This is a genomic window from Kribbella sp. NBC_01505 (assembly GCF_045040285.1).
Lineage (GTDB): Bacteria > Actinomycetota > Actinomycetes > Propionibacteriales > Kribbellaceae > Kribbella.
In genome coordinates, this window is record NZ_CP109425.1 from 5,008,718 (window position 1) to 5,031,844 (window position 23,127).

Annotated in this window: 25 protein-coding genes; 8 read left to right on the forward strand and 17 right to left on the reverse strand. The window is 67.7% G+C overall.

Annotated elements, in window-relative coordinates; translation table 11 throughout:
• Positions 1 to 33 precede the first annotated feature (33 nt).
• From OG474_RS23760 to OG474_RS23800, 9 genes are all read right to left on the reverse strand, one after another.
• Complete coding sequence (locus tag OG474_RS23760; RefSeq protein ID WP_405055749.1) at positions 34 to 912, reverse strand: carbohydrate ABC transporter permease; 879 nt, start codon at positions 910 to 912, stop codon at positions 34 to 36.
• Positions 912 to 1,844, reverse strand: a complete 933-nt coding sequence (locus OG474_RS23765) for a carbohydrate ABC transporter permease (protein ID WP_405055750.1) — start codon at positions 1,842 to 1,844, stop codon at positions 912 to 914. The genes OG474_RS23760 and OG474_RS23765 overlap by 1 nt, the downstream gene beginning before the upstream one ends.
• The gene (locus OG474_RS23770; protein ID WP_405055751.1) at positions 1,841 to 3,097 is read right to left on the reverse strand and encodes an extracellular solute-binding protein; all 1,257 of its coding nucleotides are present in this window, start codon (positions 3,095 to 3,097) and stop codon (positions 1,841 to 1,843) included. The genes OG474_RS23765 and OG474_RS23770 overlap by 4 nt, the downstream gene beginning before the upstream one ends.
• A 66-nt stretch (positions 3,098 to 3,163) precedes the next feature.
• On the reverse strand, positions 3,164 to 5,179 hold the full coding sequence (locus OG474_RS23775; RefSeq protein WP_405055752.1) for a hypothetical protein: 2,016 nt from the start codon (positions 5,177 to 5,179) through the stop codon (positions 3,164 to 3,166).
• 127 nt (positions 5,180 to 5,306) lie between these two features.
• Positions 5,307 to 5,885: a hypothetical protein gene (locus OG474_RS23780; protein WP_405055753.1), complete on the reverse strand. Its 579-nt coding sequence runs from the start codon at positions 5,883 to 5,885 to the stop codon at positions 5,307 to 5,309.
• A 6-nt stretch (positions 5,886 to 5,891) separates the two neighbouring features.
• Positions 5,892 to 7,043 carry an L-histidine N(alpha)-methyltransferase gene (locus OG474_RS23785; protein WP_405055754.1) on the reverse strand — a complete coding sequence of 384 codons (1,152 nt, stop codon included), beginning with the start codon at positions 7,041 to 7,043 and terminating at the stop codon, positions 5,892 to 5,894.
• Positions 7,044 to 7,108: 65 nt separating this feature from the next.
• Positions 7,109 to 7,309 (reverse strand): cold-shock protein, encoded by a 201-nt coding sequence (locus OG474_RS23790; protein WP_132410129.1) that lies wholly within the window; start codon positions 7,307 to 7,309, stop codon positions 7,109 to 7,111.
• A gap of 112 nt (positions 7,310 to 7,421) precedes the next feature.
• Positions 7,422 to 7,601, reverse strand: a complete 180-nt coding sequence (locus OG474_RS23795; protein WP_132172970.1) for a hypothetical protein — start codon at positions 7,599 to 7,601, stop codon at positions 7,422 to 7,424.
• Positions 7,598 to 8,884, reverse strand: a complete 1,287-nt coding sequence (locus OG474_RS23800) for a PspC domain-containing protein (protein ID WP_405055755.1) — start codon at positions 8,882 to 8,884, stop codon at positions 7,598 to 7,600. Before OG474_RS23800 ends, OG474_RS23795 begins: the two co-directional genes overlap by 4 nt.
• A 183-nt stretch (positions 8,885 to 9,067) precedes the next feature.
• On the opposite strand from OG474_RS23800, the gene OG474_RS23805 reads away from it, so the two are divergent.
• Together OG474_RS23805 and OG474_RS23810 are read left to right on the forward strand one after the other, a co-directional pair.
• Positions 9,068 to 10,558 (forward strand): PspC domain-containing protein, encoded by a 1,491-nt coding sequence (locus tag OG474_RS23805; RefSeq protein ID WP_405055756.1) that lies wholly within the window; start codon positions 9,068 to 9,070, stop codon positions 10,556 to 10,558.
• A complete protein-coding gene (locus OG474_RS23810; RefSeq protein WP_355461239.1) occupies positions 10,555 to 11,196 on the forward strand; it encodes a response regulator transcription factor in 642 nt (213 codons plus the stop codon). Before OG474_RS23805 ends, OG474_RS23810 begins: the two co-directional genes overlap by 4 nt.
• Here the strand turns inward: OG474_RS23810 and OG474_RS23815 are convergent.
• From OG474_RS23815 to OG474_RS23825, 3 genes are all read right to left on the reverse strand, one after another.
• A complete protein-coding gene (locus OG474_RS23815) occupies positions 11,162 to 12,397 on the reverse strand; it encodes an MFS transporter (RefSeq protein WP_405055757.1) in 1,236 nt (411 codons plus the stop codon). The two genes, OG474_RS23810 and OG474_RS23815, sit on opposite strands and share 35 nt — an antisense overlap.
• Complete coding sequence (locus OG474_RS23820; protein WP_405055758.1) at positions 12,394 to 13,620, reverse strand: L-tyrosine/L-tryptophan isonitrile synthase family protein; 1,227 nt, start codon at positions 13,618 to 13,620, stop codon at positions 12,394 to 12,396. Before OG474_RS23820 ends, OG474_RS23815 begins: the two co-directional genes overlap by 4 nt.
• A 148-nt stretch (positions 13,621 to 13,768) precedes the next feature.
• A complete protein-coding gene (locus tag OG474_RS23825; RefSeq protein WP_405055759.1) occupies positions 13,769 to 15,127 on the reverse strand; it encodes a phenylacetate--CoA ligase family protein in 1,359 nt (452 codons plus the stop codon).
• Positions 15,128 to 15,318: 191 nt separating this feature from the next.
• Here OG474_RS23825 and OG474_RS23830 point away from each other — a divergent pair, with 191 nt between their 5' ends.
• Positions 15,319 to 16,554 (forward strand): MFS transporter, encoded by a 1,236-nt coding sequence (locus OG474_RS23830; RefSeq protein WP_405055760.1) that lies wholly within the window; start codon positions 15,319 to 15,321, stop codon positions 16,552 to 16,554.
• Here OG474_RS23830 and rpsR read toward each other — a convergent pair.
• Entirely contained in the window at positions 16,525 to 16,767 is a 243-nt protein-coding gene (rpsR, locus tag OG474_RS23835; RefSeq protein WP_405055761.1) for a 30S ribosomal protein S18, read from the reverse strand. The two genes, OG474_RS23830 and rpsR, sit on opposite strands and share 30 nt — an antisense overlap.
• A 50-nt stretch (positions 16,768 to 16,817) precedes the next feature.
• On the opposite strand from rpsR, the gene rpmF reads away from it, so the two are divergent.
• The 3 genes from rpmF (at position 16,818) to OG474_RS23850 (ending at position 18,945) form a co-directional block, all read left to right on the forward strand.
• Positions 16,818 to 16,979, forward strand: coding sequence for a 50S ribosomal protein L32 (gene rpmF / locus OG474_RS23840; protein WP_405055762.1), 162 nt, complete (start codon positions 16,818 to 16,820; stop codon positions 16,977 to 16,979).
• A gap of 102 nt (positions 16,980 to 17,081) precedes the next feature.
• Positions 17,082 to 18,407, forward strand: a complete 1,326-nt coding sequence (locus OG474_RS23845) for an aminopeptidase C (protein ID WP_405055763.1) — start codon at positions 17,082 to 17,084, stop codon at positions 18,405 to 18,407.
• 55 nt (positions 18,408 to 18,462) lie between these two features.
• Positions 18,463 to 18,945 (forward strand): hypothetical protein, encoded by a 483-nt coding sequence (locus tag OG474_RS23850; protein WP_405055764.1) that lies wholly within the window; start codon positions 18,463 to 18,465, stop codon positions 18,943 to 18,945.
• On the opposite strand, the gene OG474_RS23855 is transcribed toward OG474_RS23850, so the two are convergent.
• Together OG474_RS23855 and OG474_RS23860 are read right to left on the reverse strand one after the other, a co-directional pair.
• Positions 18,942 to 19,667 (reverse strand): alpha/beta fold hydrolase, encoded by a 726-nt coding sequence (locus OG474_RS23855; RefSeq protein WP_405055765.1) that lies wholly within the window; start codon positions 19,665 to 19,667, stop codon positions 18,942 to 18,944. The genes OG474_RS23850 and OG474_RS23855 overlap by 4 nt on opposite strands.
• Before the next feature lie 41 nt (positions 19,668 to 19,708).
• Complete coding sequence (locus OG474_RS23860) at positions 19,709 to 20,434, reverse strand: PIG-L deacetylase family protein (RefSeq protein WP_405055766.1); 726 nt, start codon at positions 20,432 to 20,434, stop codon at positions 19,709 to 19,711.
• Between the two features lie 39 nt (positions 20,435 to 20,473).
• Between OG474_RS23860 and OG474_RS23865 the strand changes: the two genes are divergently transcribed.
• Positions 20,474 to 21,436, forward strand: a complete 963-nt coding sequence (locus OG474_RS23865) for a serine hydrolase domain-containing protein (protein WP_405055767.1) — start codon at positions 20,474 to 20,476, stop codon at positions 21,434 to 21,436.
• On the opposite strand, the gene OG474_RS23870 is transcribed toward OG474_RS23865, so the two are convergent.
• Positions 21,433 to 22,041 carry a ClpP family protease gene (locus tag OG474_RS23870; RefSeq protein WP_405055768.1) on the reverse strand — a complete coding sequence of 203 codons (609 nt, stop codon included), beginning with the start codon at positions 22,039 to 22,041 and terminating at the stop codon, positions 21,433 to 21,435. The two genes, OG474_RS23865 and OG474_RS23870, sit on opposite strands and share 4 nt — an antisense overlap.
• On the reverse strand, positions 22,038 to 22,634 hold the full coding sequence (locus tag OG474_RS23875) for a ClpP family protease (protein ID WP_405055769.1): 597 nt from the start codon (positions 22,632 to 22,634) through the stop codon (positions 22,038 to 22,040). The genes OG474_RS23870 and OG474_RS23875 overlap by 4 nt, the downstream gene beginning before the upstream one ends.
• Before the next feature lie 98 nt (positions 22,635 to 22,732).
• On the opposite strand from OG474_RS23875, the gene OG474_RS23880 reads away from it, so the two are divergent.
• The gene (locus OG474_RS23880) at positions 22,733 to 23,110 is read left to right on the forward strand and encodes a hypothetical protein (protein WP_405055770.1); all 378 of its coding nucleotides are present in this window, start codon (positions 22,733 to 22,735) and stop codon (positions 23,108 to 23,110) included.
• Positions 23,111 to 23,127 lie beyond the last annotated feature (17 nt).

Consider the following 23,127-nt stretch of genomic DNA (forward strand, 5'->3'; position numbering starts at 1 on the left):
GATCGTTCGGACGTTAGCCGGGTTAAGCCGGTGTCACCCCTTCAGGCCGGACATGGTGATGCTGTCGGTCAGGTATCTCTGCAACAGCCCGAAGACCAGGAGGCTGGGGACGACTGTGATGGTGGCGCCGGCCATGATCTGGTTGATGGGGACTGACTGGGTCTGGAGGGTGGCCAGGCCTACGGTCAGGGTTTGCATGTTGCCGGACTGGCCGATGACGAGGGGCCAGAGGAAGTCGTTCCAGTGCCAGAGGAAGACGAAGATTCCCAGGGTGGCAAGGGCGGGGCGGATGAGTGGCATCACAATCATCGTGAAGATCTTCCACTCCGGCGCCCCGTCGATCTCGGCGGCTTCGAAGAGTTCGTCGGGGAGCTGGCCGATGAACTGGCGGAGGAGGAAGACGGCTTGGGAGTTGGCCAGGGTCGGGATGATCAGGCCCCAGTAGCTGTCGACCCAGTCGAGGCGCGAGACCAGGATGTACGACGGGATCAGCGTGGCCTGGAAGGGGACCATCAGGGTGGCGAGGAAGGCCCAGAACATCAGCTCGCGACCGGGGAAGCGCTTCTTCGCGAACGCATAGCCGGCCATCGCGGCGAAGAGCAGGACGAAGACGACCGACACGAGTGAGTAGAGCAGTGAGTTGACCGTCCAGCGCGGGATGTCGGAGCTGGAGAGGACCCGCGAGAAGTTGTCGAAGGTCCAGCGGGACGGGTAGAAGGCGTCCGGGAAGGTCTGTCCGCTCGGCGGTGCGAAGGCGACGAGCACCATCGCGACGAACGGCAGCACGGTGATGATCGCGGTCAACGCGAGCAGGGTCGGCAGCGTCAGGCGGGCCGCCGGTCGCCCGGTACGGCGGCGTGCCGACGAGGACGCCGTACGGCGAACTGGGGGGCGGTCGAGGAGGTTCACCATCAGTCGTCCCTCCCGACGAGCCGGCGTTGGACGAGCGAGATGACCAGCACGATGAAGAAGAGCATGATGCCGATCGCGCTCGCGTAGCCGAAGTCGAAGAACTTGAAACCGCTGTCGTAGAGGAAGTAGACGAGCGAGTAGCTGGCCCGGACCGGACCGCCGCCCGTCATCACGTACATCGCGTCGAAGACCTGGAACGCGCTGATCGTCTCGATCACGAGCACGAAGAACAGCACCGGCCGCAGTTGTGGCAGCACGATGTAGCGGAACCGCTGCCAGGCCGAGGCGCCGTCGATCATCGCGGCCTCGAGGTACGACTTAGGCACCGCCTGCAGACCGGCGAGCAGGATCAGCATCGAGTAGCCGAACCCCTTCCAGGCCGACGTGACCGCGATCGACGCCAGTACGGAGTGGTCCGACCCGAGGAAGTCGATCGGGCCGATCGAGACCAGCCCCAGTACGGCGTTGAGCAGTCCGTCCTGGGCGTCGTAGATCCACTTCCAGATGACGGCGGCCAGCACGATGCTGGTCACGTACGGCAGGAAGAACACGCCCCGGAAGAACCCGCGCTGCCAGACCACCTGCTGCAGCAGCAACGCCGTACCGAGGGAAAGCAGCACGGTCAACGGAACGAAGATCACCGTGTAGGTCAGCGTGACCAGCAGACTCTGGTGGAACAGGTCGTCGCCGAGCAGCCGCGTGTAGTTGTCGAAGGCAATGAATTCCCAGCGGCCGCTGATCTTGTAGTCGGTCAGCGACAGCCAGACGGCGCCGAGGGTGGGCAGGAACCGGAAGGCCAGGAACAGGGCCAGCATCGGCGCCACGAACACCAGCCCGACCCACGCCCGCCGCCGCGGACCGTGCCGCCCCCTGAGCGGCGCGGGTCGGGGCCGGCGGACGCGGGAGCTGCGGTCGGCGCCGACCTGGGTCATCGCGTCAGAAGGCCGTTGGCCTGCTTGGCTGCGTCGTCGAGGGCCTGCTGGGGAGCCTTCTTGCCGGTCAGCACGGCCTGGATCTCGACGCTCAGCAGCGACATGATCTGGCGGGCGGCCGGGTTGGGCTCACCGGGGTAGGTGTACTGCAGAGCCGGGCCGAACTTCAGCGTCAGCGGATCGGTGACCTCCACCTTGGCGTCGGTGCGCGGGGTGAAGTAGCCGGTCGCCTTGCTCAGGGCCTCGAGCTGCGGCGGCTGGGTCATGAACGAGAGGAACTTCTTCGTCTCGGCCAGGTTCTCCGAGGCGCCGTTCAGCGACAGGCCGCCGGGGATGCCGTAGCCGACCTGCTTGGCTCCGGTCAGCGGTGCGCCGACCTCGACGTTGGTGGCGCCCCAGGCCTTGGCGGCGCTGGCCGCGTTGGCCGGTGTGGCGGTGAACGCCATCGCGACCTGGCCCTTGCCGATCGGCTGGTCGTCGATCGCGTTGCCGTTGGTCAGCGCGCTCTTCGGCACCGCGCCCTCGTCCCACAGGGTCTTCAGGAAGGTCAGCGCCTCGAGGCCAGGGGCCTGGTTGAAGGTGACGGACTTGCCGTCGTCGGCGAACACCTTGCCGCCGGCCTGCCAGAGCAACGGGTAGAAGTTCAGGTTCAGCGTGGCCTCGGGCGAGCCCGAGTAGTCGAGCGTGGAGAACCCGGCCGCCTTCAGCTTCGGCGCGGCCGCCTTGATCTCGTCCCAGGTGGCCGGCGGCTTGCTGATCCCGGCCTTGGTCAGCACGGTCTTGTTGTAGATCGTCGTGGTGACGGTGTGGTAGATCGGGACGCCGTAGACCTTGCCCTCGACCGTCAGGCCGGGGATCGCGTTCGGCAGGAACTTGGCCTTGTCGGCCTCGACCACGTCACCGACCGGCTCCAGCGAACCGCTCTTCACGTACTGCGGGATCTGGTCCGGGATCAGCAGCACGGTGTCCGGCCCCTTCTTCCCGGCGAAGGCGGTGGCGAGCTTCTCGTCGCGCTTGTCCCACGGCTGCTGCTCGATCTTGAGGTCGATCCCCGAGTTCGCGGCCTCGAAGTCGGTCTCGACCTTCGACCAGTACGCCGTACTGGCGGCCTGGTCGGCGATCACCGGATACATCCAGAGGGTGACGGTCTTCTTCTTGCCGGCCTCGTCGGAGCCGCCGCCGCAGGAGCTGAGAGCGGCGGCAAGGACGAGTGCGGTGAGCGGCGCCGCGATACGGCGAACGGTGGATTTCATCACAACCCCCTGGATAGTGACCCAATAACGGTCAGGACCGAAAGTAATGGGAAGGAATTTCTGCTGTCAACGTCTGATATCGACTCGGAACAGTTCGGGCCCGTTGCTGAAGACCAGCCGCTGACCACCCTGTACGGCGATCCGCTTGTGCGGGTGCTCGAGATACAGCTTCGGCTTCGCCCGGTCGCCGGGTGCGATCCGGTAGATCTTGTTCAGGTCGATGCTGACGTACACCCCGTCCTTGGTCGCGACGATGTCTCCGGTCTGGGAGGTCGTCCCCAGGACGTAGGACCTCAGAACTGTCCCATATCGCGGGTCCATCGCGAACACGGTTTTGTTCGCCACACCCCACAGCGTTCCGTCCGGCCCGAACGTCACCCCCGACACCGACGGAGCCTTGGCCACGGGCACCGTTTCCCATAGCTTCCGCTTGGTCGCGACGTCCCACGCGAACACCGTCCCGGACTCGCGGGTCGGCTTGGTCGTGCCCAGTCCGCCGGTGATCGACGTACCGCCGTAGACGATTCCTTGACGAGCGGTCAGACCGAACACGCTCTCGTCCTGAACGACATTCCGGTACGTCGTGGTCGCACCGGACCGTGGATCGTAGAAGGCGAGCGCGCCGCCGAGCCGGTCGCCGTCGGGCACTGTGCCGACCGCGATCTGGCCGTTCACCTCGACCAACGCGCGGGCCCGCATCTGTACCTCGGGCTTCAGGTTCACCGCGAGCTTGGGGTTCTCCGGAGTGCCGGGCGGGCCGGGGGAGTACTCGGGACTGTTCCAGGTCAGGCGCGGATCGTAGGAGTAGAGCCGGGCCTCCGGATAGGTGCCGACCCAGACGCGACCGTCGGTCGCCTCGAGGGTGGCCTCGGTCTGCGAGAAGCGGTTGAACGTGGTCGCGCCGGTCTTCGGATCGGTCGCCGAGATGCCGCCGTTGAGATAGCCGCCGGTGTAGACGCTCTTCGCGCCGCCGGAGACGGACAGGATCTCGATCGGCTCGCGCCGGACCTGGGTCTGGAAGATCTCCGACTTGCCGGTCTGCGGGTTGTAGCGGAACTCCTCGCCACGCCACAGGGTGCCGACCACGCTCGTCCCCGGATAGTCCGGCAGTCCGAGGTCGGCGTACCCGATCGCGCGCGCGTTCTGGATCCGGCCGGTGAAGGTGAGGCCGGTCCCGGTCAGCGATTTGGTGGCCGGGTCGTACTTCTTCAGTTCGCCGGCCTGGATGAAGTAGAGCTTGCCCTCAGGATCGAGCGGGGAGATATCGAGGCCGTGCGCGGTCTGGACCTCGTCCACCCAGGCCCGGGATGCGATGTCCCACACGTACATCGGCCCGGGGAACGCCGTACCGACGCGGACGTAGACGCGGCCGCCGCGGACGTTCAGGTCGTAGACCGACTTGCCCTTCGGGTCGCCGAGGTTGGGTGGCGGGGGCAGCTCGGTGATGGCGCCGGTCGTGGTGTCGAGCTCGGTGAAGCGGGCGTCGGGCAGTGAGCCTGTGTAGACCTTGCCGTTCGCGTAGCCGATGCTCTTCACGTACGTCTGGGTCGCGAGCACCCGGCCGTAGTCGCGGACGGCGCCGGTCTGGTCGTCGTACCGGAAGACCTTCCCGTTCGGGTAGGTGCCGCCGTACACGTTGCCCTGCTCGTCGGTGGTGATCCGCCAGACGAAGGTCTCGCTCGCGATCGGGCGGCCGAGGTCCTCGACGGTGGTGGCACCCGGCCGCAGCCGGTACAGGTGGCCGTTGTTGTACGTGCCGACGTAGATCGTGCCGGTCGGGGTCGCAGCGACCGCGTAGCTGCCTTCGGCGCCGGGGAGTGGCGTGGAGAGCAGGCTGTGGCCGGTGACCGGGTCGATGGCGTTCAGGTACGCCGGGCCGCCGGTGGAGACGTTCCAGATCGCGGTCTTGCCGCCTGGACCGGGCGCGACGGTGCCGCCGATCAACAGGACGTCGGACAGCGGTACGCCGAGGGACACCGCCTCCGCATGGATCGGCGGGTCGGTGGCCGTGGCGGGCACCGCTGGTGTGACAGCGAGCGCGGTGGCGAGGGTCAGGGCGAGGAGCGGGCGGAATGGGCGCAAGGGATTCCTCCGGGGGTGCCGTATTTACGGTCCTGTCCGAAAGTAAGCGCCGAAGGCATGACTAAGTCAACCCGTGGGCATGAATTGCCGCTTGTGGCAGGCGTGAGCAGGGTTTCGGGCGTGCCCGTTAGAGCGGGGGCATCCGCGCGACCAGGGCCGCCAGCTGATCGCGTGTGCTGGTGAAGAAGCTGTTCTTGCGATGCAGGGACCGATGGAAGGCGCCCAGGTCCTCAACCGAGGTGGTCGCGGAGAAGGTGCTGATCTCGGTGAGGTCGAGCCGGCGGTTGAAGAGGTGCACGGTGTCGCGCCAGCGGTGCAGTTGGCCGACCAGCTCGGCGTCGCGGTGCAGACCGAGCGCGCCGGAGACCAGCGCCGCGTCGACCGCCGACACCACCAGCCGCGGGTAGATCTGTCGGGTTGTGGGTGCCTCCGGGGAGAAGCGGGCGTCGTTCAGCAGGCGGGTGTTCTCCTGCAGCTCGTCGGTGACCGCACGGATCACCTCGGTACGGCGCTCTGCCTCGGCCGTCAGGCGTTCGACGAAGATGCCGGTGAGGCCCGCGACCAGGGTCAGCGAGTTCACCGCGGGCTCCCAGCGGGAGTTGTCCGGCCAGAAGAACCAGATCACGCCCAGCACGAAGGCCAAGCCGAGCAAGCCGTAGCTGACGGACGTGACGACCGTACGGCGGTAGGCGGCCCAGCCTTTCATTGAGCCTCAGCGCGCCCAGATGTCGTCGGCCAGGGTGTGGCCGCGCTCGCCGGAGGATTCGGGGGCGAGCAGCAGCAGCTCGAGGCCGAACGGGTTCGGCCGGCGCATGTAGCGGAACTGGGACTGGATCGCCTCCACCGGCGTCAGCTTGCAGGCGGTGGTGAGCCGCTTGAGCCGGGCGGTGGAGTACTTCCGGGTCGTGTAGAGGCGGATGGTGTCGCCGATCGGCAGCACCACCTCGGTGTGGTCCGGCAGTCCCATCCGGATCGGCTCCTGGGTGTCGTTCTGCCAGAGCACCTTCACCAGCAGCGCGTCGTCGTCCTCGATCTCGCCGACGAACTTGACCTGCTCGTTGTCGATCTTCAGGTCGGTGTTGTAGCGCAGTGCGCTGGTGACGAACTCCGCGAAGGCTCTGGTCTGGTGGTACTCGTCAGCGGCCGCCTTGGCGGTCTGGTCGTCCAGCTGGATCGTGGTGGCCACCTCCAGCAGCAGCCGGTCCTGCGGCCGCAGCGCGTCGGTGAGCAACTGCAGCAGGTCCTCGTCGTCGTCGAAGTTGGCCAGCGTGTTGCCGGTCAGGCTGTAGAGCAGCGGCTCGTCGCCGACCAGCCGGTTGAGCATCTGGGCCAGCTCGGACATGTTGTCCCGGATCGAGAAGTCGATCTGGACCGGGAGCACCTGGGTGATCGGGAAGTGGCCGCTGCGGACCGACTCCTGGGCGCCGAGCCGGAGCATCTCCGAGCTCATGTCGACCGGGACGTAGAACATGTCCGGATTGCGCCGGCGCAGGTCCTCCAGGATCGTCCGGTCCTTCACACCGGTCCCGATGCCGAGGCTGACGAAGTGGAAGCCGCCCTTGTCCACATGGGGTCTGACCTTGCGCCAGTGCCGCTGGAAGGACTCGCTGCCGGCCTTCATCACCAGGTAGAACGGGTCGTTGGTCGCGTTCGCCCAGGCGATCGTCGGGCCGATCCCCCAGTACGAGAAGCCGGAGGTGATCTGCTTGCCGTCGCCGGTCTCCGAGACCGGACCACGCAGATCACCGGTCAGGGTGGCGAGCTTGTCGGTCTGGTCCTCTCCGACCAGCACGAACGTCCACGCGAAGTCGTCGTCGGCCAGCGCCTGCTCCAGCCTCCGGACCACGTGTACCGGCTCTGTCACGTCTCGGACCCCTCCCACGGTGAGGTGGTCAGGTTACCGGTTGCCGCCGACAGGCGCAGTCCGAATCAGACCGGGGTGACGGCCTCTGCCTCGCGGCCCTTCGGTCCGTCGATGATCTGGAAGTCGACGGGCTGGCCGTCCTCGAGGGTCTTGTAGCCGTCGGAGACGATCTTGCTCCAGTGGACGAAGACATCGTCCTGGCCGTCCACGGCGAGGAAGCCGTAGCCCTTGTCGGCGTTGAACCACTTCACGGTGCCGCGCACCATCGGAAACTCCTGTGACAACGGGGCCCGATGTACCCGGGCCCCTCGGGTAGCTGGCCCACCGGAACGCCGATGAGCGGATCTCAGACTAGCCCACCCCTCGTTGCCTTCCGCATCAGCCGCGGTGTGAGGCGGCCAGACCGATGATGCCCGCGACGAGTAGCAGCAGGGCGCCGGTGAGGCCGAGGTCCTTGGTCTGCAGCACACCGTGGTCGTTCAGCATCCAGATCGTCGCGCCACCGGTCAGCACGGTTCCGGCGATGATGCCGGCCACATCCGGTTTCGGCTTGCTCATCCCCGCTCCACTCTGATCGTTCCGAGCTTGAGGTCCAGGTCCAGGACCACCTGCTCCGGTCCGGCCTTCTGGTCGACTCCGAAGTTCTTCACCGTCAACTGTGCATCATGGCCGCTCTGCTTGGTGTCCAGCCCGACCACCTCACCCAGCTCCGCGTTCAGCTGTCCCTCGACGTCCACGTTCTGCGGCAGCTTCACCACCACGTCACCGGCGCGCCCGTGGACGTTGACCTTGGCCCCGGGCGCGAACGTGGCCTTGGTCAGGTCCAGGTGCACAGTCCCGGCGTCGAAGTTGTACGTCGAACTCGTCGCGTCGATGACTTGTCCGGCCGGCGCGACGTAGTTCACGTCGGCGAAGTTGCGCGGGACACTGGGGAACAGGTTGCTCGCCACCGCACCGGCCGCGAGCAGCAGGCCCAGCGGCAGCAGTCCGGCCGTCCGGCCGACGAAACCGCCCAGCAGCATGCCTGCGCCCAGGACCACCACTCCGAGGATCAGCATGGTGGAGGTGCCGACGCCGGCCAGCGCAGCGATGCCGATGGCAGCACCCGTGAGCAGTACGACGATCGACTTGACGCCGCGGACACCCTTGGCCGGTGGCTCCGGCGTACGGGTCGTGGCGGGAGGTGCGCTCGGCGGCTCGTCGACGTACAGGCCGAGTGGGTCGGCTTCGGTCCAGACTGGCTGGACCGGCTCGCTGACGCGGTCCTGCGGCCGCTCGCTCGCAGCAGGAGCGGTCGGGGCGGCCGCGGGGGTGTCTTGGGGAGTCCGCTGACCCTGGGTCTGAGTCCAGCCGGGCTGTCCGTGCGTCCAGCTGCCAGACCGGCTCTTCTGCCCGGTACAGCTCTGGCGGCGGCCGCCCTTGCGGTGGTAGGCGACCACTCCGATGATCGCGAGCACGATGAGTGGTCCGGGGACGAAGCGGCCGAAGTTGAACGACGACATCGTGGCGATGGCGATGAACACGGCCACACCGACCACGATCGGGCCCAGCCACGGGTGGTCCGCGCGGACGCGGTCCCCGAGCAGGCCCTGCGCGGCGGAGCGGTCGCTGCGCTCGTCCGGCATCAGCAGCCAGGCGGCGATGTAGAAGATGACACCGGGCCCGCTGATGATGAGCACCGCCATCACCACGCGGATCAGCACCGGGTCGATGCCCACCGCCCGGCCGATCCCGCCGCACACCCCGGCGACCATCCGGTCCGACCGGCTGCGTTGCCAGTTCTGCACGTTCTGCAGGCGGCTGCGGTCGAACCCTCCGGGTCCGCTCGAGTTCTGCTCCATGACACCGATACTGACGCCTCGGCCGCCCGGACGGCATCGGGGATGCCCCCTGACCTCCCCCGGATGGGCGGCCGGTCGGGGTTTCCCCCGAGGCGACCCTGACCCGCCGGGGCGGCCTGTTGAGGAGCCTGCCCGGGACAAGCCTGCTGGTGTCGGCCCGGTCGGCATGTGACGATCGTGGTGATGAGTCAGCCAGCCTCCGCCGCGCCGACGGGTGGGACCTCCGAGGCCCCACCCGAGGCTGCGCCTGCCCAGGAGCAGCAGTGGCGGTACAAAGGCTGGGGTCCGGAGGGCCCGAAGCAGTACCAGGGCCCGTACGCCGCCTACGCCGCCCGACAGGCCGCCGCCGGTGCCACCGCTCCGCCACCTCCGGAGCCGGGACCCAGTCAGAGCCGGCCGAACGAGCTACCTCCAGTACGCCGGGCCTATCGGCGTACCGACGGGCGAGTCGTGGCCGGTGTGGCCGGTGGCGTGGCGGATCACCTCGGTATTTCGGACACTCTGGTCCGGCTGGTACTGATCGCCGCCACGGTCTTCGGCGGGATGGGCGTACTGATCTATGCCGCGCTGTGGTTCCTGATGCCGCTGGGTACGCCGGTTGCCCCGGCCGCGCCCGGTCTGGCCGCGCACACCCGGAGCGGGCTGCGTTCGGACGAGCCGCTGCCTCCGGTGGCCGCTGCGAAGGCGCAGAAGCGCGAGAAGAACCGCGGGCAGGTGACCGCGCTGGTGGTCGTCGGAGCCGCCGCACTGCTCTTGCTGCAGGTCGCAGGCATCGGTATCGCCGGGAAGATGTTCTGGCCGCTGGTGTTCGCGGGGACCGGTCTGGCGCTGATCTGGCGGCAGGCCGACGAGGGGCAGAAGGCGGAGTGGACCAAGGGCGTGCGCGTCCCGGTTCTCGGCGTACTGCTCGGCAAGGGCGGTGCGAAGTCGCTGATCCGGCTCGCCGTCGGCCTGATCCTGTGCGGTACGGCGGTTGCCGTCTTCCTGGTGCAGAACGGCCGGCTGTCGCAGGTGGGCGACGTACTGATCGCTCTGTTGCTCGCAGTCGTCGGTCTCGGAGTCATTGCCGGACCGTGGGTGCAGCGGCTGACCAGAGACCTGAACTCCGAGCGTGCTGAGCGCATCCGGTCCCAGGAGCGCGCCGATATGGCCGCGCACCTCCATGACTCGGTGCTGCAGACGCTCGCCCTGATCCAGAAGCAGGCCAACGACCCGCGTGCGGTGACCACGCTCGCCCGCTCCCAGGAGCGTGAGCTGCGGTCCTGGCTGTACGAAGAGGACGACAAGACCGACCAGACGCTGGCCAGCGCCGCCAAGCGGGCCGCCGCGGAGGTCGAGGACTCCCATGGCGTGCCCATCGAGGTGGTGACTGTCGGGGACTGCGAGCTGACCGAGGCAATGTCTGCGATGGTGCGGGCAGCGCGGGAGTCGATGGTGAATGCGGCCAAGCACTCCGGTGCGGCCAAGATCGACGTGTTCGTCGAGGTGGACGGCGACCGGGCGGAGATGTTCGTCCGGGACCGCGGTCAGGGCTTCGACGTGGACGGCGTACCGGACGACCGGCTCGGGTTGCGGCACAGTGTGATGGGCAGAATGGAACGGCACGGCGGACGCGCGACAGTGCGCTCCGATCCGGAGACAGGGACCGAAGTGCGACTGGAGATGGACAGATGAGCAGCAGGCGCGTTGTCGTCATCGATGACCACGACATGTTCCGGGCCGGGGTGCGCAGTGAGATCGGTGCGTCGGTCGACATCGTCGGGGAGGGCAACGACGTCGACTCCGCCGTGAAGGCGATCGTCGCGGCCGAGCCGGACGTCGTACTGCTCGACGTGCACCTGCCAGGGGGCGGTGGCACCGAGGTGATGAAGCAGGTGCACCAGCGGCACCCCGAGGTGAAGTTCCTGGCGCTGTCGGTGTCGGACGCCGCCGAGGACGTGATCGGCGTGATCCGGGCCGGTGCCCGCGGCTACGTCACCAAGAACATCAGCGGGACCGAGCTGGTCGACGCGATCAACCGGGTCGCTGAGGGTGACGCGGTGTTCTCGCCGCGGCTGGCCGGCTTCGTGCTGGACGCGTTCTCCGGGGCGATCGACATCGCCTCGGTGGACGAGGACCTGGACCGGCTCTCGCAGCGCGAGCGCGAGGTGCTGCGGCTGATCGCCCGCGGTTACGCCTACAAGGAGGTGGCCCGCGAGCTGTTCATCTCGGTCAAGACCGTGGAGACCCACGTCTCGTCCGTACTGCGCAAGCTCCAGCTCTCCAACCGGCACGAGCTCACCCGCTGGGCCACCGACCGCCGCCTGGTCTGACCGACGCCGGCGGATCCGTCAGAGTGCGGATCCGCCGCAGTGGCGACGCCAACAGGCAGGCTGGCGCCAGCAGTCCTCCAATCGCAGCCACCCACAGCGTTGCGCGGACTCCGATCCACTCACCGAGTCCGCCGCCGGCCAACGCACCGAGTGGTATCGCGCCCCAGGTGAGCACCCGTGTAGACGCAGCCATCCGGCCGAACAGCTCCGGCGGGCAGACGTGTTGCCGGTAGCTCAGCTGCAGCACGTTGTAGACCGCGACTCCGTAGCCGGTCACGAACGTGCCGGTGGCGAACGCAGGCCAGCCGAGCGGTAGCAGCAGAGCGAAGGGCTGCGCCAGGCACAGTACGACGATAAGGGCCCGCACCTCGCCGAACTGCCGCCCCCACGCGGCTGCGGTGGCCGCACCGAGCACCTGCCCGGCAGCGCTCGCCGAGAGCAGCAGACCGATCGAAGCGGCCGGAAGGCGCAGTTGGTCCGCGAGAAACAACACCTGAACGGCGAATCCGAGATTCAGGAACAGGTTGTACGCCGCTCCGCACGCTGCGATCGCCCGGATCGCAGAGTGCCCGAATGTGTACCGGAGACCTGCCAACACGTCTGCTCGCAACGAACTGTGCTGGTCGGAGCGGTCTGGTCGAGGAGCTTCAGGCACTCGCCGCAGTAGCAGTGCTGACAGCAGGTATCCGACGGCGGACAAGCCGGTTGTGCTGGCGGCATCGGTCCACTGGGTGACCACTCCGGCCAGCGGCGGTCCCGCGAGCCGGGCACCGGCCTGGGTCGTCTGCAGTCGACCGTTCGACTCGGTCAGGCGCTGCGGCGGTACGACGCTCTGGACCACAGCAGGCCCGGCGACGTCGTACAGGACGGTCATGGCTCCGATCAGGAGCGCCGTACCGACGAGCTGGCCGAAGCTGAGGAGACCGAGCCAGCCGGTGATCGGGATCGTTGCCAGCAGCAATGTTCTGGTCAGGTTCGCGATCAGCATCAGGCGGCGGCGAGGCCAGCGGTCGACGAGTGCTCCGGCCGGTAGGCCGAGGAGGAGGAACGCGGTGGTCGCCGCTGCGGTCAGTACACCCATCTGCCAGGGAGACAGCGCCAGCACGGTGACGCCGACCAGCGGGAGCGACGTGGTCCGAATCGCCGTACCGAGCTGGTTGGTGGTGTCTGCCAGCCAGAACGCCCGGAAGGCCGCGGTCATCGCGACTTCAGTCGCAGCTCGAGGCGGGCAGCAGGATCGGCAAGACGCTCGGAGATCGCTGGAGCGGCGTACAGGTAGGGCTGGGCAGCTGGGCCGACTGCGACGTAGCCCGCCGCACGGAGGGTGACGGCGAAGTCGACCCCGACGCGGAGCCGCTCGTCGACGTACCCGCTGCCGTGCCATGGAAGTAGTGATCCACCCAGGTAGCTGAAGCCAAAGGTTCCCGGACGAGGCGCTCCGCTCGCGAGTCGCAACTGAGGTAGCGCTGCGAACAGGCCGAGCCGGTGGTCCGCCGTCGCGACCGCCGTGTAGTGCAGTGCGTCCTGTCGTGCCTGCCGAAGCACTGCTCGGCGCGCCTCGCCCAGACTGCCCGGCGCGTCGGTGCGATGGACCTCTCCGAGCACCGTGGCACTCCACTGGGCGTCTGGAATCCCAGGAACCGGGACGGAGTAGGTCAGCGAACGAAAGAGCGCGTCAAACGCCGGTACGCCGTCGGCCGGGACCAGGCCGGACCGTCTGAACCGGCTAGTGGTCTCGATGGGGTCATGAGTTCCGGCCAGCGCAGTCAGATCCGGCAGCAGGCCGGCAAGCAGGGCGCCGCGCTCCGCCCATGCATCCGGCGCCGCAGCTTGGAGCGCGTCAGCCTGAGCCACCAGTACTACGTCCTGCGGGGCCTCGAGCTGTCGCTGGTACGTCGTGAGGTCTGCAGTCGGCCGCGGGCGGTAGTAGCCGCCGTCGGTCAGCACGGTGATGTGGAGACCTGGCGGATAGCCGTGCCGGTACGCGCTCGCGAGTTCGGTCAGCCGGGTGAACGCTGCGGTCTCGGCCAGGTCCGGAGCCGGCCCTTCCGCCTTGAGACGGTTGTCGTGGTGTTTGAACGGAAAGCCTCGCAGGAGGACGGGGACCGGCTCACCCTGCTGGACGAAGCGCCGGATCAGGTGCCTGGCTGATTCGACTGGTGCGTTGCTGCGGGATCCCTTGAGGAAACGGTTCCGAGTGAGCAGGTGGATCAGGGCGTCGACCGGGTCGGCAGGGGTCCGGGCGGCCAGTCGTACGGCGGCCTCAGTGGCCGAGCCGGTCAGAGTCGTGGTCAGCCGTCGCAGAGTGGCATGGTCGAGAGCGAGGCGACGCTGCGGTGGCAGGTCCAGCTCGTGGAGTGGGGTCCGAGCCAAGGACGGTGCCGCACCGATCGGTGCGGGTAGGCGGGTCAGGACAGTAGTCATCGCCCCGGCCCGCCGTCCCTCGCCTTGCGTTCGATCAGACGTTGACGTCGCCGAAGCGCACGACGTCCTCGATGCTCTCGATCAGGTCGAGCTTGTCCATGTCTTTCCTCCTTCACGGTGTGGTTGGGCAACGGGCCGCCGTCGGCATTCACCGTCGGCCGTTCGAGGGCGCTAGCAGTGAGACGAAGGCAGGTGTCTTCTCACGGTTTCCACTGCGCCGAAAGTCGGAGTCCGCCGCCTCGCGGACTGTCACCTGCAGCCTGTCCCCGACCACTGCGTGGACCTTGGCTGCCGTGTCGGACTGCCAGTCGATACGGCGTTCGGCCGGCAGCGGTACTGCGAGGACTACCAAGCCGGTTTCGTTCTGGACGACCTGCACCTTGCTGAGCGGTGCGTGCTCGAGGGCGCGGACGACCCGCAGCGCGTCGATCGCCGTACCGTCTGGAAAAGTGATGCGGCCGGGGTCGCGACCTGCGATCAGCCCGAGGACCGGTGCGGGGTCGCCGCAGTCACAGGAGTCTGTGGACCAGGCGGCGATGTCTCCGGTGCGGTAGCGGACGAAGGGCATGGCAGTGTTGAAGAAGTTCGTCACCGTCACCTCGCCAGGCATTCCGGCCGGAGCAGGGGATCCGTCGGGTGCCAGGAGTTCGACCCACAGGCGGTCCGCATCGATGTGCATCCGTCCGGAGGTGCACTCGGCAGCGACCGTGCTGACCTCGTTGAGGGCGTACTGGTCGCGTACTGTCGTCTCGAAGAACGCCTCGATCAGTGTCCGGACCGGCGGGGTGAGGGTCTCACCGAACGTCCGCACGACACGCACCGGCAGCGATGCGACGCCGCCGTCGCGCAACAGGTCCACGAGGTCAGCGATCCGGCTGGGATGGCTGAAGACCGCATCAGGACCGAACGCCACACAGCGCCGGGCGACATCAGCCCGCTCCGTCGCGGTCGCATCGGTGAGGAAGCCGAATTCGGCTACCCGGGTGAATCCGGTGTTCACGACCGTGTACTCCGTCCAGGCGGCTCCACCGAGCTTGAACGGCTGCAGGGTCTTGCGGTCGAACGGCAGTCCGTAGCGTAACTGGCGGGCCAGCTCGGCTGCACCGGACTGAATCAGGTGCTCGTGGGTGTGAATGATCCGCAGCGGCACTCCGGTCGTGCCGGAGGTGGTGACAGCAACGCACGCGGTCGGTTGGAGGCGATCGGAGACGTGGGCAGCCAGGTCCGCCACGATGTCCGCCTTGCTCATGGTCGGCAGTGCGGCCAGCAGCTGGAAGGGTTCGGTCGACCGGTCGAGCCCATGCGCACGCAGAGCCGGTACGTCGGTCAGCACCTCCCGCAGGAGCCGGGACAGGCGAGCCGTCTGACGTTCGCGGAGTGCCTCGGCCGGTGGCCTCTCGGCGTACGACTCCTGATAGACGCGATAGAGCGCCGGGAACCGCAGTGCGCTGCCGAGCAGCTCCGGGCTGATCCGGCGCAGTAGCTCCTGGTCCTGCGTGACAGACATTCGCACCCCCGTGCTCAGCGGACTGGCCTCAACCCTCTGTCGGGGCGGTGCAGGGTTCAAACGTTTCGAACAGGCTGCAAAAGGTCCTACGCTTTCACCCAGCGGAAGGCGAGCTGGCGCGCGGAGCGCCGTACCGGGACCTTTCTGGGAAGCCGTGCCGGGATCCGCCCGTCCGGTGGAGCGGAGGTCCGATGTCAACCATTCCGATGGGACGCGGCGGCTGGGTGCGACCGCTGTGCTGGAGTGCCGTCCTGCTGGACGGCTTCGATCTGGTGGTGCTGGGCACGATCACGCCGGTCCTGCTCAGCGACAAGGTGTGGGGCTACACGCCGTCGGTCGCGGCCGCGGTGTCGACGGCCGGTCTGGCCGGTATGACGATCGGCGCGCTGACGATCGGGACGGTGACCGACGTGATCGGCCGCCGGCGGTCGTTGCTGGTGGCTGTCGCCGGTTTCTCGTTCTTCACCCTGCTCTGCGCGTTCGCTCCGAGCGCGGGCACCTTCGGCGTACTGCGCTTCCTAGCCGGGCTCGGACTCGGCGGATGCTTGCCGACAGCAATCACTCTGGTGACGGAGTACTCGCCGAAGGGGCGGAACGGCGGCCCGACCACGCTGGTGATGACCGGGTACCACGTCGGCGCTGTGATCACCGCACTGCTTGGGATCCTGGTGATCCCGTCGCTGGGCTGGCGGGCGATGTTCGTGATCGGTGCGGCTCCCGCGCTGGTGTTGTTGCCGCTGATGTGGAAGTACCTGCCGGAGTCGCCGTCGTTTACCCGGGATGCGGCTCAAGGACTCGAGCCGGTGAAGTCCTTGCTCCGTCCGGAGTTCCGGCGTTCCACACTGGCGTTCTGGGTGACGTCGTTCATGGGGTTGCTGCTTGTCTACGGTCTGAACACCTGGCTGCCGCAGATCATGCGTGAGGCCGGCTATCCGCTCGGTGCGGCGCTCAGCTTGCTGCTGGTGCTCAATCTCGGTGCGATCGCCGGACTGCTCGTGGCCGGGCGGATTGCCGACAAGGTGGCGCTGCGTCCGGTCACACTCGGCTGGTTCGCCGGTGCGACGATCACACTGGCGCTCCTGAGCATCCGACTCCCCAGTGTGATCCTGTACGTCGTCGTACTGCTGGCCGGTGTCTTTGTCTTTGCCGCACAGGTGCTGGTGTACGCGTATGTCGGCCGCATGTTCCCGGCCGCGAACCGTGCGACCTCGCTGGGGTGGACGGCGGGTGTCGGCCGGCTCGGTGCGATCGCCGGCCCGATCCTCGGCGGTGCACTGCTGTCGGCCGGGCTGGCGTTCCCGTGGGGCTTCTACGCGTTCGCCCTGGTCGGCGGACTGGCCGCCATCTCGGTCAGCCTGGTCGAGCGACGGTCAGCTGTCGCCGAGGTGACGGGTGGGTCAGCGGTTGGCGGAGGTATAGGGCAGTAGCGCCATCTCGCGGGCGTTCTTGATCGCGCGGGCGACCTGCTTCTGCTGCTGCACCGACAGTCCGGTCACCCGGCGGGAGCGGATCTTGCCGCGGTCGGAGATGAACTTCCGCAGCAGTGCCGTGTCCTTGTAGTCGATGAACGTGATGCCGTCGCGGTCCAGCGGGTTCTGCTTGGGCTTGCGGTTGCCGGTCACCGGTGGTCGTCGAGCCATCGCCGTTCGCTCCTTTGGTATTGAATGTCGTTTTCATTTAGCATAGCGCCATGGCCGTTCCGAAACGCAAGATGTCCAGGTCCAACACCCGCAGCCGGCGGGCGCAGTGGAAGGCCGCGCCGGTCGACCTGGTGCCGATCGTGGTGAACGGGAAACCGATGCGGGTGCCGCGCCGGCTGGTCCGCGCCTACCAGCGGGGTCTCATCGAATGAGACAGCCCTTCGTGGAGCGGGTGGCGAGTTGTGGACAGGGCACAGATTCGCCACCCCGTCAGGGGCGCTTCGGCCTTGGCGGCTGAGATACCGTCGATGGTTATGGAGCGGAATCTCACCACCGAACAACTGGCGCTCTTCGAGAAGGAGTTCGCAGCGAACCCGCAGTACCGGGTGATGCAGAACGCCGTCACGCAGACGCCGGTGAACGCCATCGCCCTCGACCGGCAGGTCGTCACCTCCATCGACCACTCGGTGTCGAACCTGCTGGACGACTGGAAGGTCACGAACCAGAAGAAGAGCGGCCGGTGCTGGCTGTTCGCCGGGCTGAACCTGCTGCGCGTCGGCGCCGCCGAGAAGCTCGGGGTGAAGGACTTCGAGTTCTCGCAGAACTACCTGCTCTTCTGGGACAAGTTCGAGCGCTCGAACTTCTTCCTCGAGGCGATCATCGAGACCGCCGGCCGCGACGTCGACGACCGGACGGTGGCGCACCTGCTGTCCGACCCGATCGGTGACGGCGGCCAGTGGAACATGTTCGTCGCGCTGGTCCGCAAGCACGGCCTGGTGCCGAAGTCCGCGATGCCCGAGACCGAGAGCTCGTCCGCGACCGGCCAGCTGAACGACACGCTCCGCAAGCTGCTCCGCCAGGGCGCCCGCGACCTGCGTGCGCTCGGTGGCGACACCGAGGCGCAGCGTGAGCGCAAGCGCGAGCTCCTCACCACCATCCACCGCGCGCTGAGCATCCACCTCGGGACGCCGCCGCAGAAGTTCCTGTGGCAGTGGAAGGACAGCGACAAGGCCTTCCACCGCGACGGCTGGACCACCCCGGCCGAGTTCGCCGCGGCGTACGTGCAGGTCCCGGTCGACGACTACGTCTGCCTGGTGCACGACCCGCGCGAGTCCAGCCCGGTCGGCAAGACCTTCACCGTCGACTACCTCGGCAACGTCATCGACGCCCCGCCGGTCGTCTACCTGAACGTCGAGATCGACCTGATGAAGAAGCTCACCCAGGACGCGATCGTCGGCGGCGAGCCGGTCTGGTTCGGCTGCGACGTCGGCAAGCAGATGAACGGCGAGCTCGGCATCTGGGACGCCAACCTCTACGACTTCGGCTCCGTCTACGACACCACCTTCACCCTGGACAAGGCCGAGCGTCTCCTGCACCACGAGACCCTGATGACCCACGCCATGCTCTTCACCGGCGTCGACGTCGTCGACGGCGAGCCCCGTCGCTGGCGCGTGGAGAACAGCTGGGGCGACGAGAAGGCCGACAGCGGCTTCTGGACCATGAACGACTCCTGGTACGGCGAACACGTCTTCGAGATCGCCGTCCGCCGTTCGGCCCTCCCCGCCGACCTCCAGGCCCGCCTCTCCGACGAGCCGATCGTCCTCCCCGCCTGGGACCCCATGGGCGCCCTCGCCGACTAGCCGCCACCCCTCCGACGCGCTGCAACCATTCCCGGCTGCCGCGCGTCGGACGGTTGTGAACCAGGCAGAACACATCCGCTGGGACGACCAGCTGGCAGTGCAAGGACACGTGGCGTTCCGTGCGTGGCGATGGGGTGCCTTGACGGAGCTGCTTCCGGTCGTGGTCACTAGCCTGATCTTGTTGAACTTCTGGAGCTCTGCTGACTTCCAGAGGCTGCGCTTGATCCTGACGTTCTTCAGCATCCTCAGCGTGGTCGGGCTCGTCAGCGGCATCGTGGGCGGCTTCCAGGTTCTGACCGGACGCGCCGACCTCGTCGTCACTCCCTCTGGTGTCGGCCTGGCCGCGCGCACGCTCGCTTGGAACGAGATCGCCGCGGTGACGGTGGTCGGCTCAGGCATTGCCAAGCAGGTGAAAATCACGCCCCACCCGAGCGCTCACAAACGAGCTATCCGCATCCGCCACCTGTCGACCCCGCCGGCAGAACTGGCCGCCTGGCTGGAGTACCTGCGTCAGCGCAGTATTGCCAGCGGTAGCTAGAGAATCAGCTGCAGTGCCTCGGTGGGGCGTTCCAGGGTGGGGAGGTGGCCTGCCCAGGGCAGGTCGATGCGTTCTGGGTTCGGGAGGCGGTCCTGCAGGTGGGTCGCTGAGTCTGCGAAGATCTGGAAGTCGTGGGCGCCGGTGACGAGGCGGACGGGCATGGTGAGGGTTTCGGGGGTGACGGGGTACTCCTCGTTGTCCACGTCGCCTGCGGGGAGCTGCAGTTCGTAGGCGCGTTTCTGCATGTGGTGCAGGAGGGTGCGGGCGGAGTCGTCGGCTTCGGGGCCGATGAAGTGCTGGACGGTGAGTGCTGCGGCGCCTTCGATGTCGCCTGCCTCCAGCAGGTTGTTCTCTTCGGCCCAGACCGCGCGGATGCCGTCGTCGGGTTGCACGTTGTCGGTCGGGGCGCAGAGGAGGACCAGGCGGGTGAACAGCTCCGGTCGGCGGCTAGCTGCTTGCTGTACGACGTAGCCGCCGTACGACGCGCCTACCGCGTGCACCTGGCTGAGGTTGAGGTGGTCCAGCAGGTCGAGGATGTCACCGGCGTCGGAGTACTTGGGGGCGACCGGGGTCTCGCCGTACCCACGGAGGTCCGGGGTGATGACCTGGTGGGTGCGGGCGAGCTCGGGGACCTGCTGGCGCCACATGCGGCGGTCGGCCACGCCGGCGTGGACCAGCAGGATGGGCGGTCCGTCGCCCACTACGTCGTACGAGATTGTCATGTCCGCACGATCACCGGTGCGAGCGTCGGGCCGCAACCGGATTAGAGGCGGATGACGGTGAACTGCTCTGCGTAGTGGTTGGCGGGGAAGCCGGCCAGAGTGGCGCGCTGCTGGGACAGCTGACGCATGCGGGCGGCCAGGGCGTCAGGGTCGCGGTGCTGGCTCGTGTGCGAGAGCAGTGCGGAGATCTTCTGGTCGATGGTGTCGGTGATGTCGACGTAGTGGTTGACCTCGGGGTGTTCGACCAGCCAGAGCTCGTCCAGCTCCCATGGCTCCTCGGTGAGCTCGGGGAACGCGTAGGGGTTGCCCACAGCCGGGTAGAACGCGCGGACCGTGGCTTCACCGGTGGCCAGGTGGTCAGGGTGCGACACCTGGAGACGCTGCCAGTTGCGCTCGGGGGAGGAGGTGATGAGGCGCTGCGGTCGCACCTGGCGGATCACCCGGACGATGTCGCGGACCAGCTCAGCGGTCGGCTCGACGGCTCCGTCGTGGTAGCCGAGGAAGTGCACGTCCTGGACACCGGCGTGGCCGGCGGCAGCGGTCTGCTCAGCGCGGCGAACCGCTGGGATCTCGGAGCGGTCCCGGTCCGGCTCGAATCCACCCTCCTGGCCGTCGGTGACGATGCAGTAGTGCACCTCGATCCCCGCCTTGGTCCAGGCGGAGACCGTGCCGGAGGCGGCGAAGTCGATGTCGTCGGGGTGGGCGACTACCGCGAGCACACGCTCGATCTCGGTGTCGGGACGGGGCCTGGCTGCTGGGACGCTCACGTGATCGACCTTACTTGCCCCACCCGGCACAGTGGACTTGTGGAGTTCGGTGGCGAGTGCGAACCGCGGGAGGTCGGTCTGGACGCTGCTCGGTTGCGCACGGCGATCGAGCAGGTGCAGACGCGTCGCGGTGTGGCTCAGCTGTGCGTGATCCGGGACGGGCGGGTCGTCGTCGACCAGTCCTTCGGGTGCGAACCGGACGCTCTGTTCTGGCTCTTCGCCGCCAGCGAACCGTACGTCGCGATCCTCGTGCACCAGCTCGTGGAGTCCGGCGTACTGCATCTGGACGACGAGGTGGCGGCGTACTGGCCGGCGTTCGTGGGGGAGGGCAAGGACGGCATCACGGTCCGCGATGTGCTGCGCTACCGGTCCGGTGCGGCCACGGGCGGCTCGCAGCGGTCCGACGTACGGGCGATGACTGACTGGGCGAAGTCACTGCGCCGGATCGAGGAGGCGCCGCTGCGCTACCCGATCAGCTCGCTCGCCTTCGGCTTCATCCTGGCCGAGCTGGTCCAGCGGATCACTAGGCATCCGATCCAGGTGGTGCTGCAGGAGGCAGTACTCCGTCCACTCGCGGTGACCGACACACACCTGGGCCTGCCGCCACAGTTGTGGGGCAAGCATGTCCCGGTCAACGGCAATCGGTTCGTGAACCGCCGCAGTACCCGGGAGGCCGTCGTACCGGGTGAAGGTGTGTCGGCAACCGCGCGAGACCTCGCTGCGCTCTACCAGATGCTGCTGAACAACGGCATCGGTACGGCGGGCCGCGTGCTGCGACCGGAGTCGGTCGCAGCGGTGGTTGCGCCGACCAGTGACCCCGCGTTCGGTCAGCTCAGCAGTCCGCGGACGTTCGGGCACAACGGCAGCAACTGCTGTGTCGGCTGGGCGGATCCGGACCGGCAGCTCGCCTACGCCTATCTGACAGACCAGGTCGGCCGTGGGCCTGCTGAGCAGGCCCACCACGCCGCAGTGGCCGACCGCATCCTCGCTGCGGCGGGTTAGGCCAGCACTGGTACGACCTCCCGCTCCTGGACGACGCGGTCGACGATCCCGTACTCACGGGCGCCTTCGGCCGTCAGTACGTGGTCGCGGTCGGTGTCGTGCCGCAGCTGCTCGATCGACTGACCGGTGTGCTCCGCCAGGATCGACTCGACCTGTGCGCGGACCCGGACCACCTCGTCCGCCTGCAGGATCAGGTCGGGAATGGTGCCCCGACCGCTTGCCGCCGGCTGGTGCAGTACGACGCGCGCATGCGGCAGTACCGAACGCCGACCGGGCGCACCGGCCGCCAGCAGGACCGCACCGGCAGCAATCGCCTGTCCGACGCAGAAGGTCGCCACCGGCGCGGAGATGAGCCGCATGGTGTCGTAGATCGCCAGTGCGGCCGTCGTGTCGCCGCCCTCGCAGTTGATGTAGAGGTTGATCTCCCGCCCGTTGCTTTCGTACTCCAGATGCAGCAACTGCGCGATCAGCGCGTTGGCCACGCCGGAGTCGATCGCCGTACCGAGGTAGATGATCCGCTCGGACAGCAGATGCGAGTAGACGTCCAAGACCCGCTCCCCGCGCGGACTCTGGGCAATGACGTTCGGAATCATGTAGGAGCTCATGCTGCTGCCTTCTCTTCGGGCATCACCTGGTCGAACGACGAGACGATGTGGTCGATGAAGCCGTACTCGCGGGCCTCGTCCGCCGTGTACCAGTGGTCGTGCAGCGAATCCTCGTGGACGGTCTCGAAGGACTGACCGGTGTCCTCGGCGATGGCCGACAGGAAGGTATTGCGCAGCTGCCGCAGGTCGTTGGCCTGGATCTCGATCTCCACCGCGGAGCCGCCGATGCCGGCCGAGCCCTGGTGCATCAGGATCCGGGCGTTCTGCAGTGCATAGCGCTTCCCCGCCGTACCGGCGGACAGCAGGAACTGACCGGCACTGCAGGCCAGTCCGATCGCCAGCGTGGACACGTCGCACGGCACCAGCCGCATCACGTCCCGGATCGCCAGCATCGACGGCACCGACCCACCGGGTGAGTGGATCCACAGGGCGATGTCGCGGTCGGGGTCGTCGGCGGCCAGCGTCAGGATCTGGGTGGCCAGCAGCGTTCCGTTGTCGTCGTCGAGCACACCGTCCAGTACGACGATGCGGCGGTCGAGCAGCCGCTGCCGGGCGGACGGATTGAACAGCGGTGGTTTCGTCTCTTCAGGCATGTGTCCACTGTGGGCTCGCAACACCGGCGTACCCCAGTTTTTCTGCTGACGGCAAGTCTGCTGAGAGCCGACAAGATGCTGTGGCAGGCTCCTCCACTGTGAATCTGAGCGATACCGCCATCCTGATCGCGGACGACTTGTCCGACTCCGAACGCAGCCTCCTGGAGCGGACGGCCACTCCGGCCGCCACTCTGCTCGGAGCGGTCTCGATGATCCTCCGTACGACGCTCTTCGCCGAGGACCCGGCTGCCTGGGTAGACATGTGGCAGGCCCGCCCGGACTTCGCCCGGATCGAGTGGCTGGACGGTCCGGAGCTCTCCGACGTCGTCGCACTGCTGGCAGCCAAGGACTACGAGGGCCAGATCGAGGGCGTGCCCGGTCTTCGCATCGGCTCCTGCAACGACCACACCGCCAAGATGCACTGGCTGGGCTCCGCCGTACCGGTAGAACTGCAACTCACCCGTCAGCTGTCCTGATTCGAACCGGTTTTCGG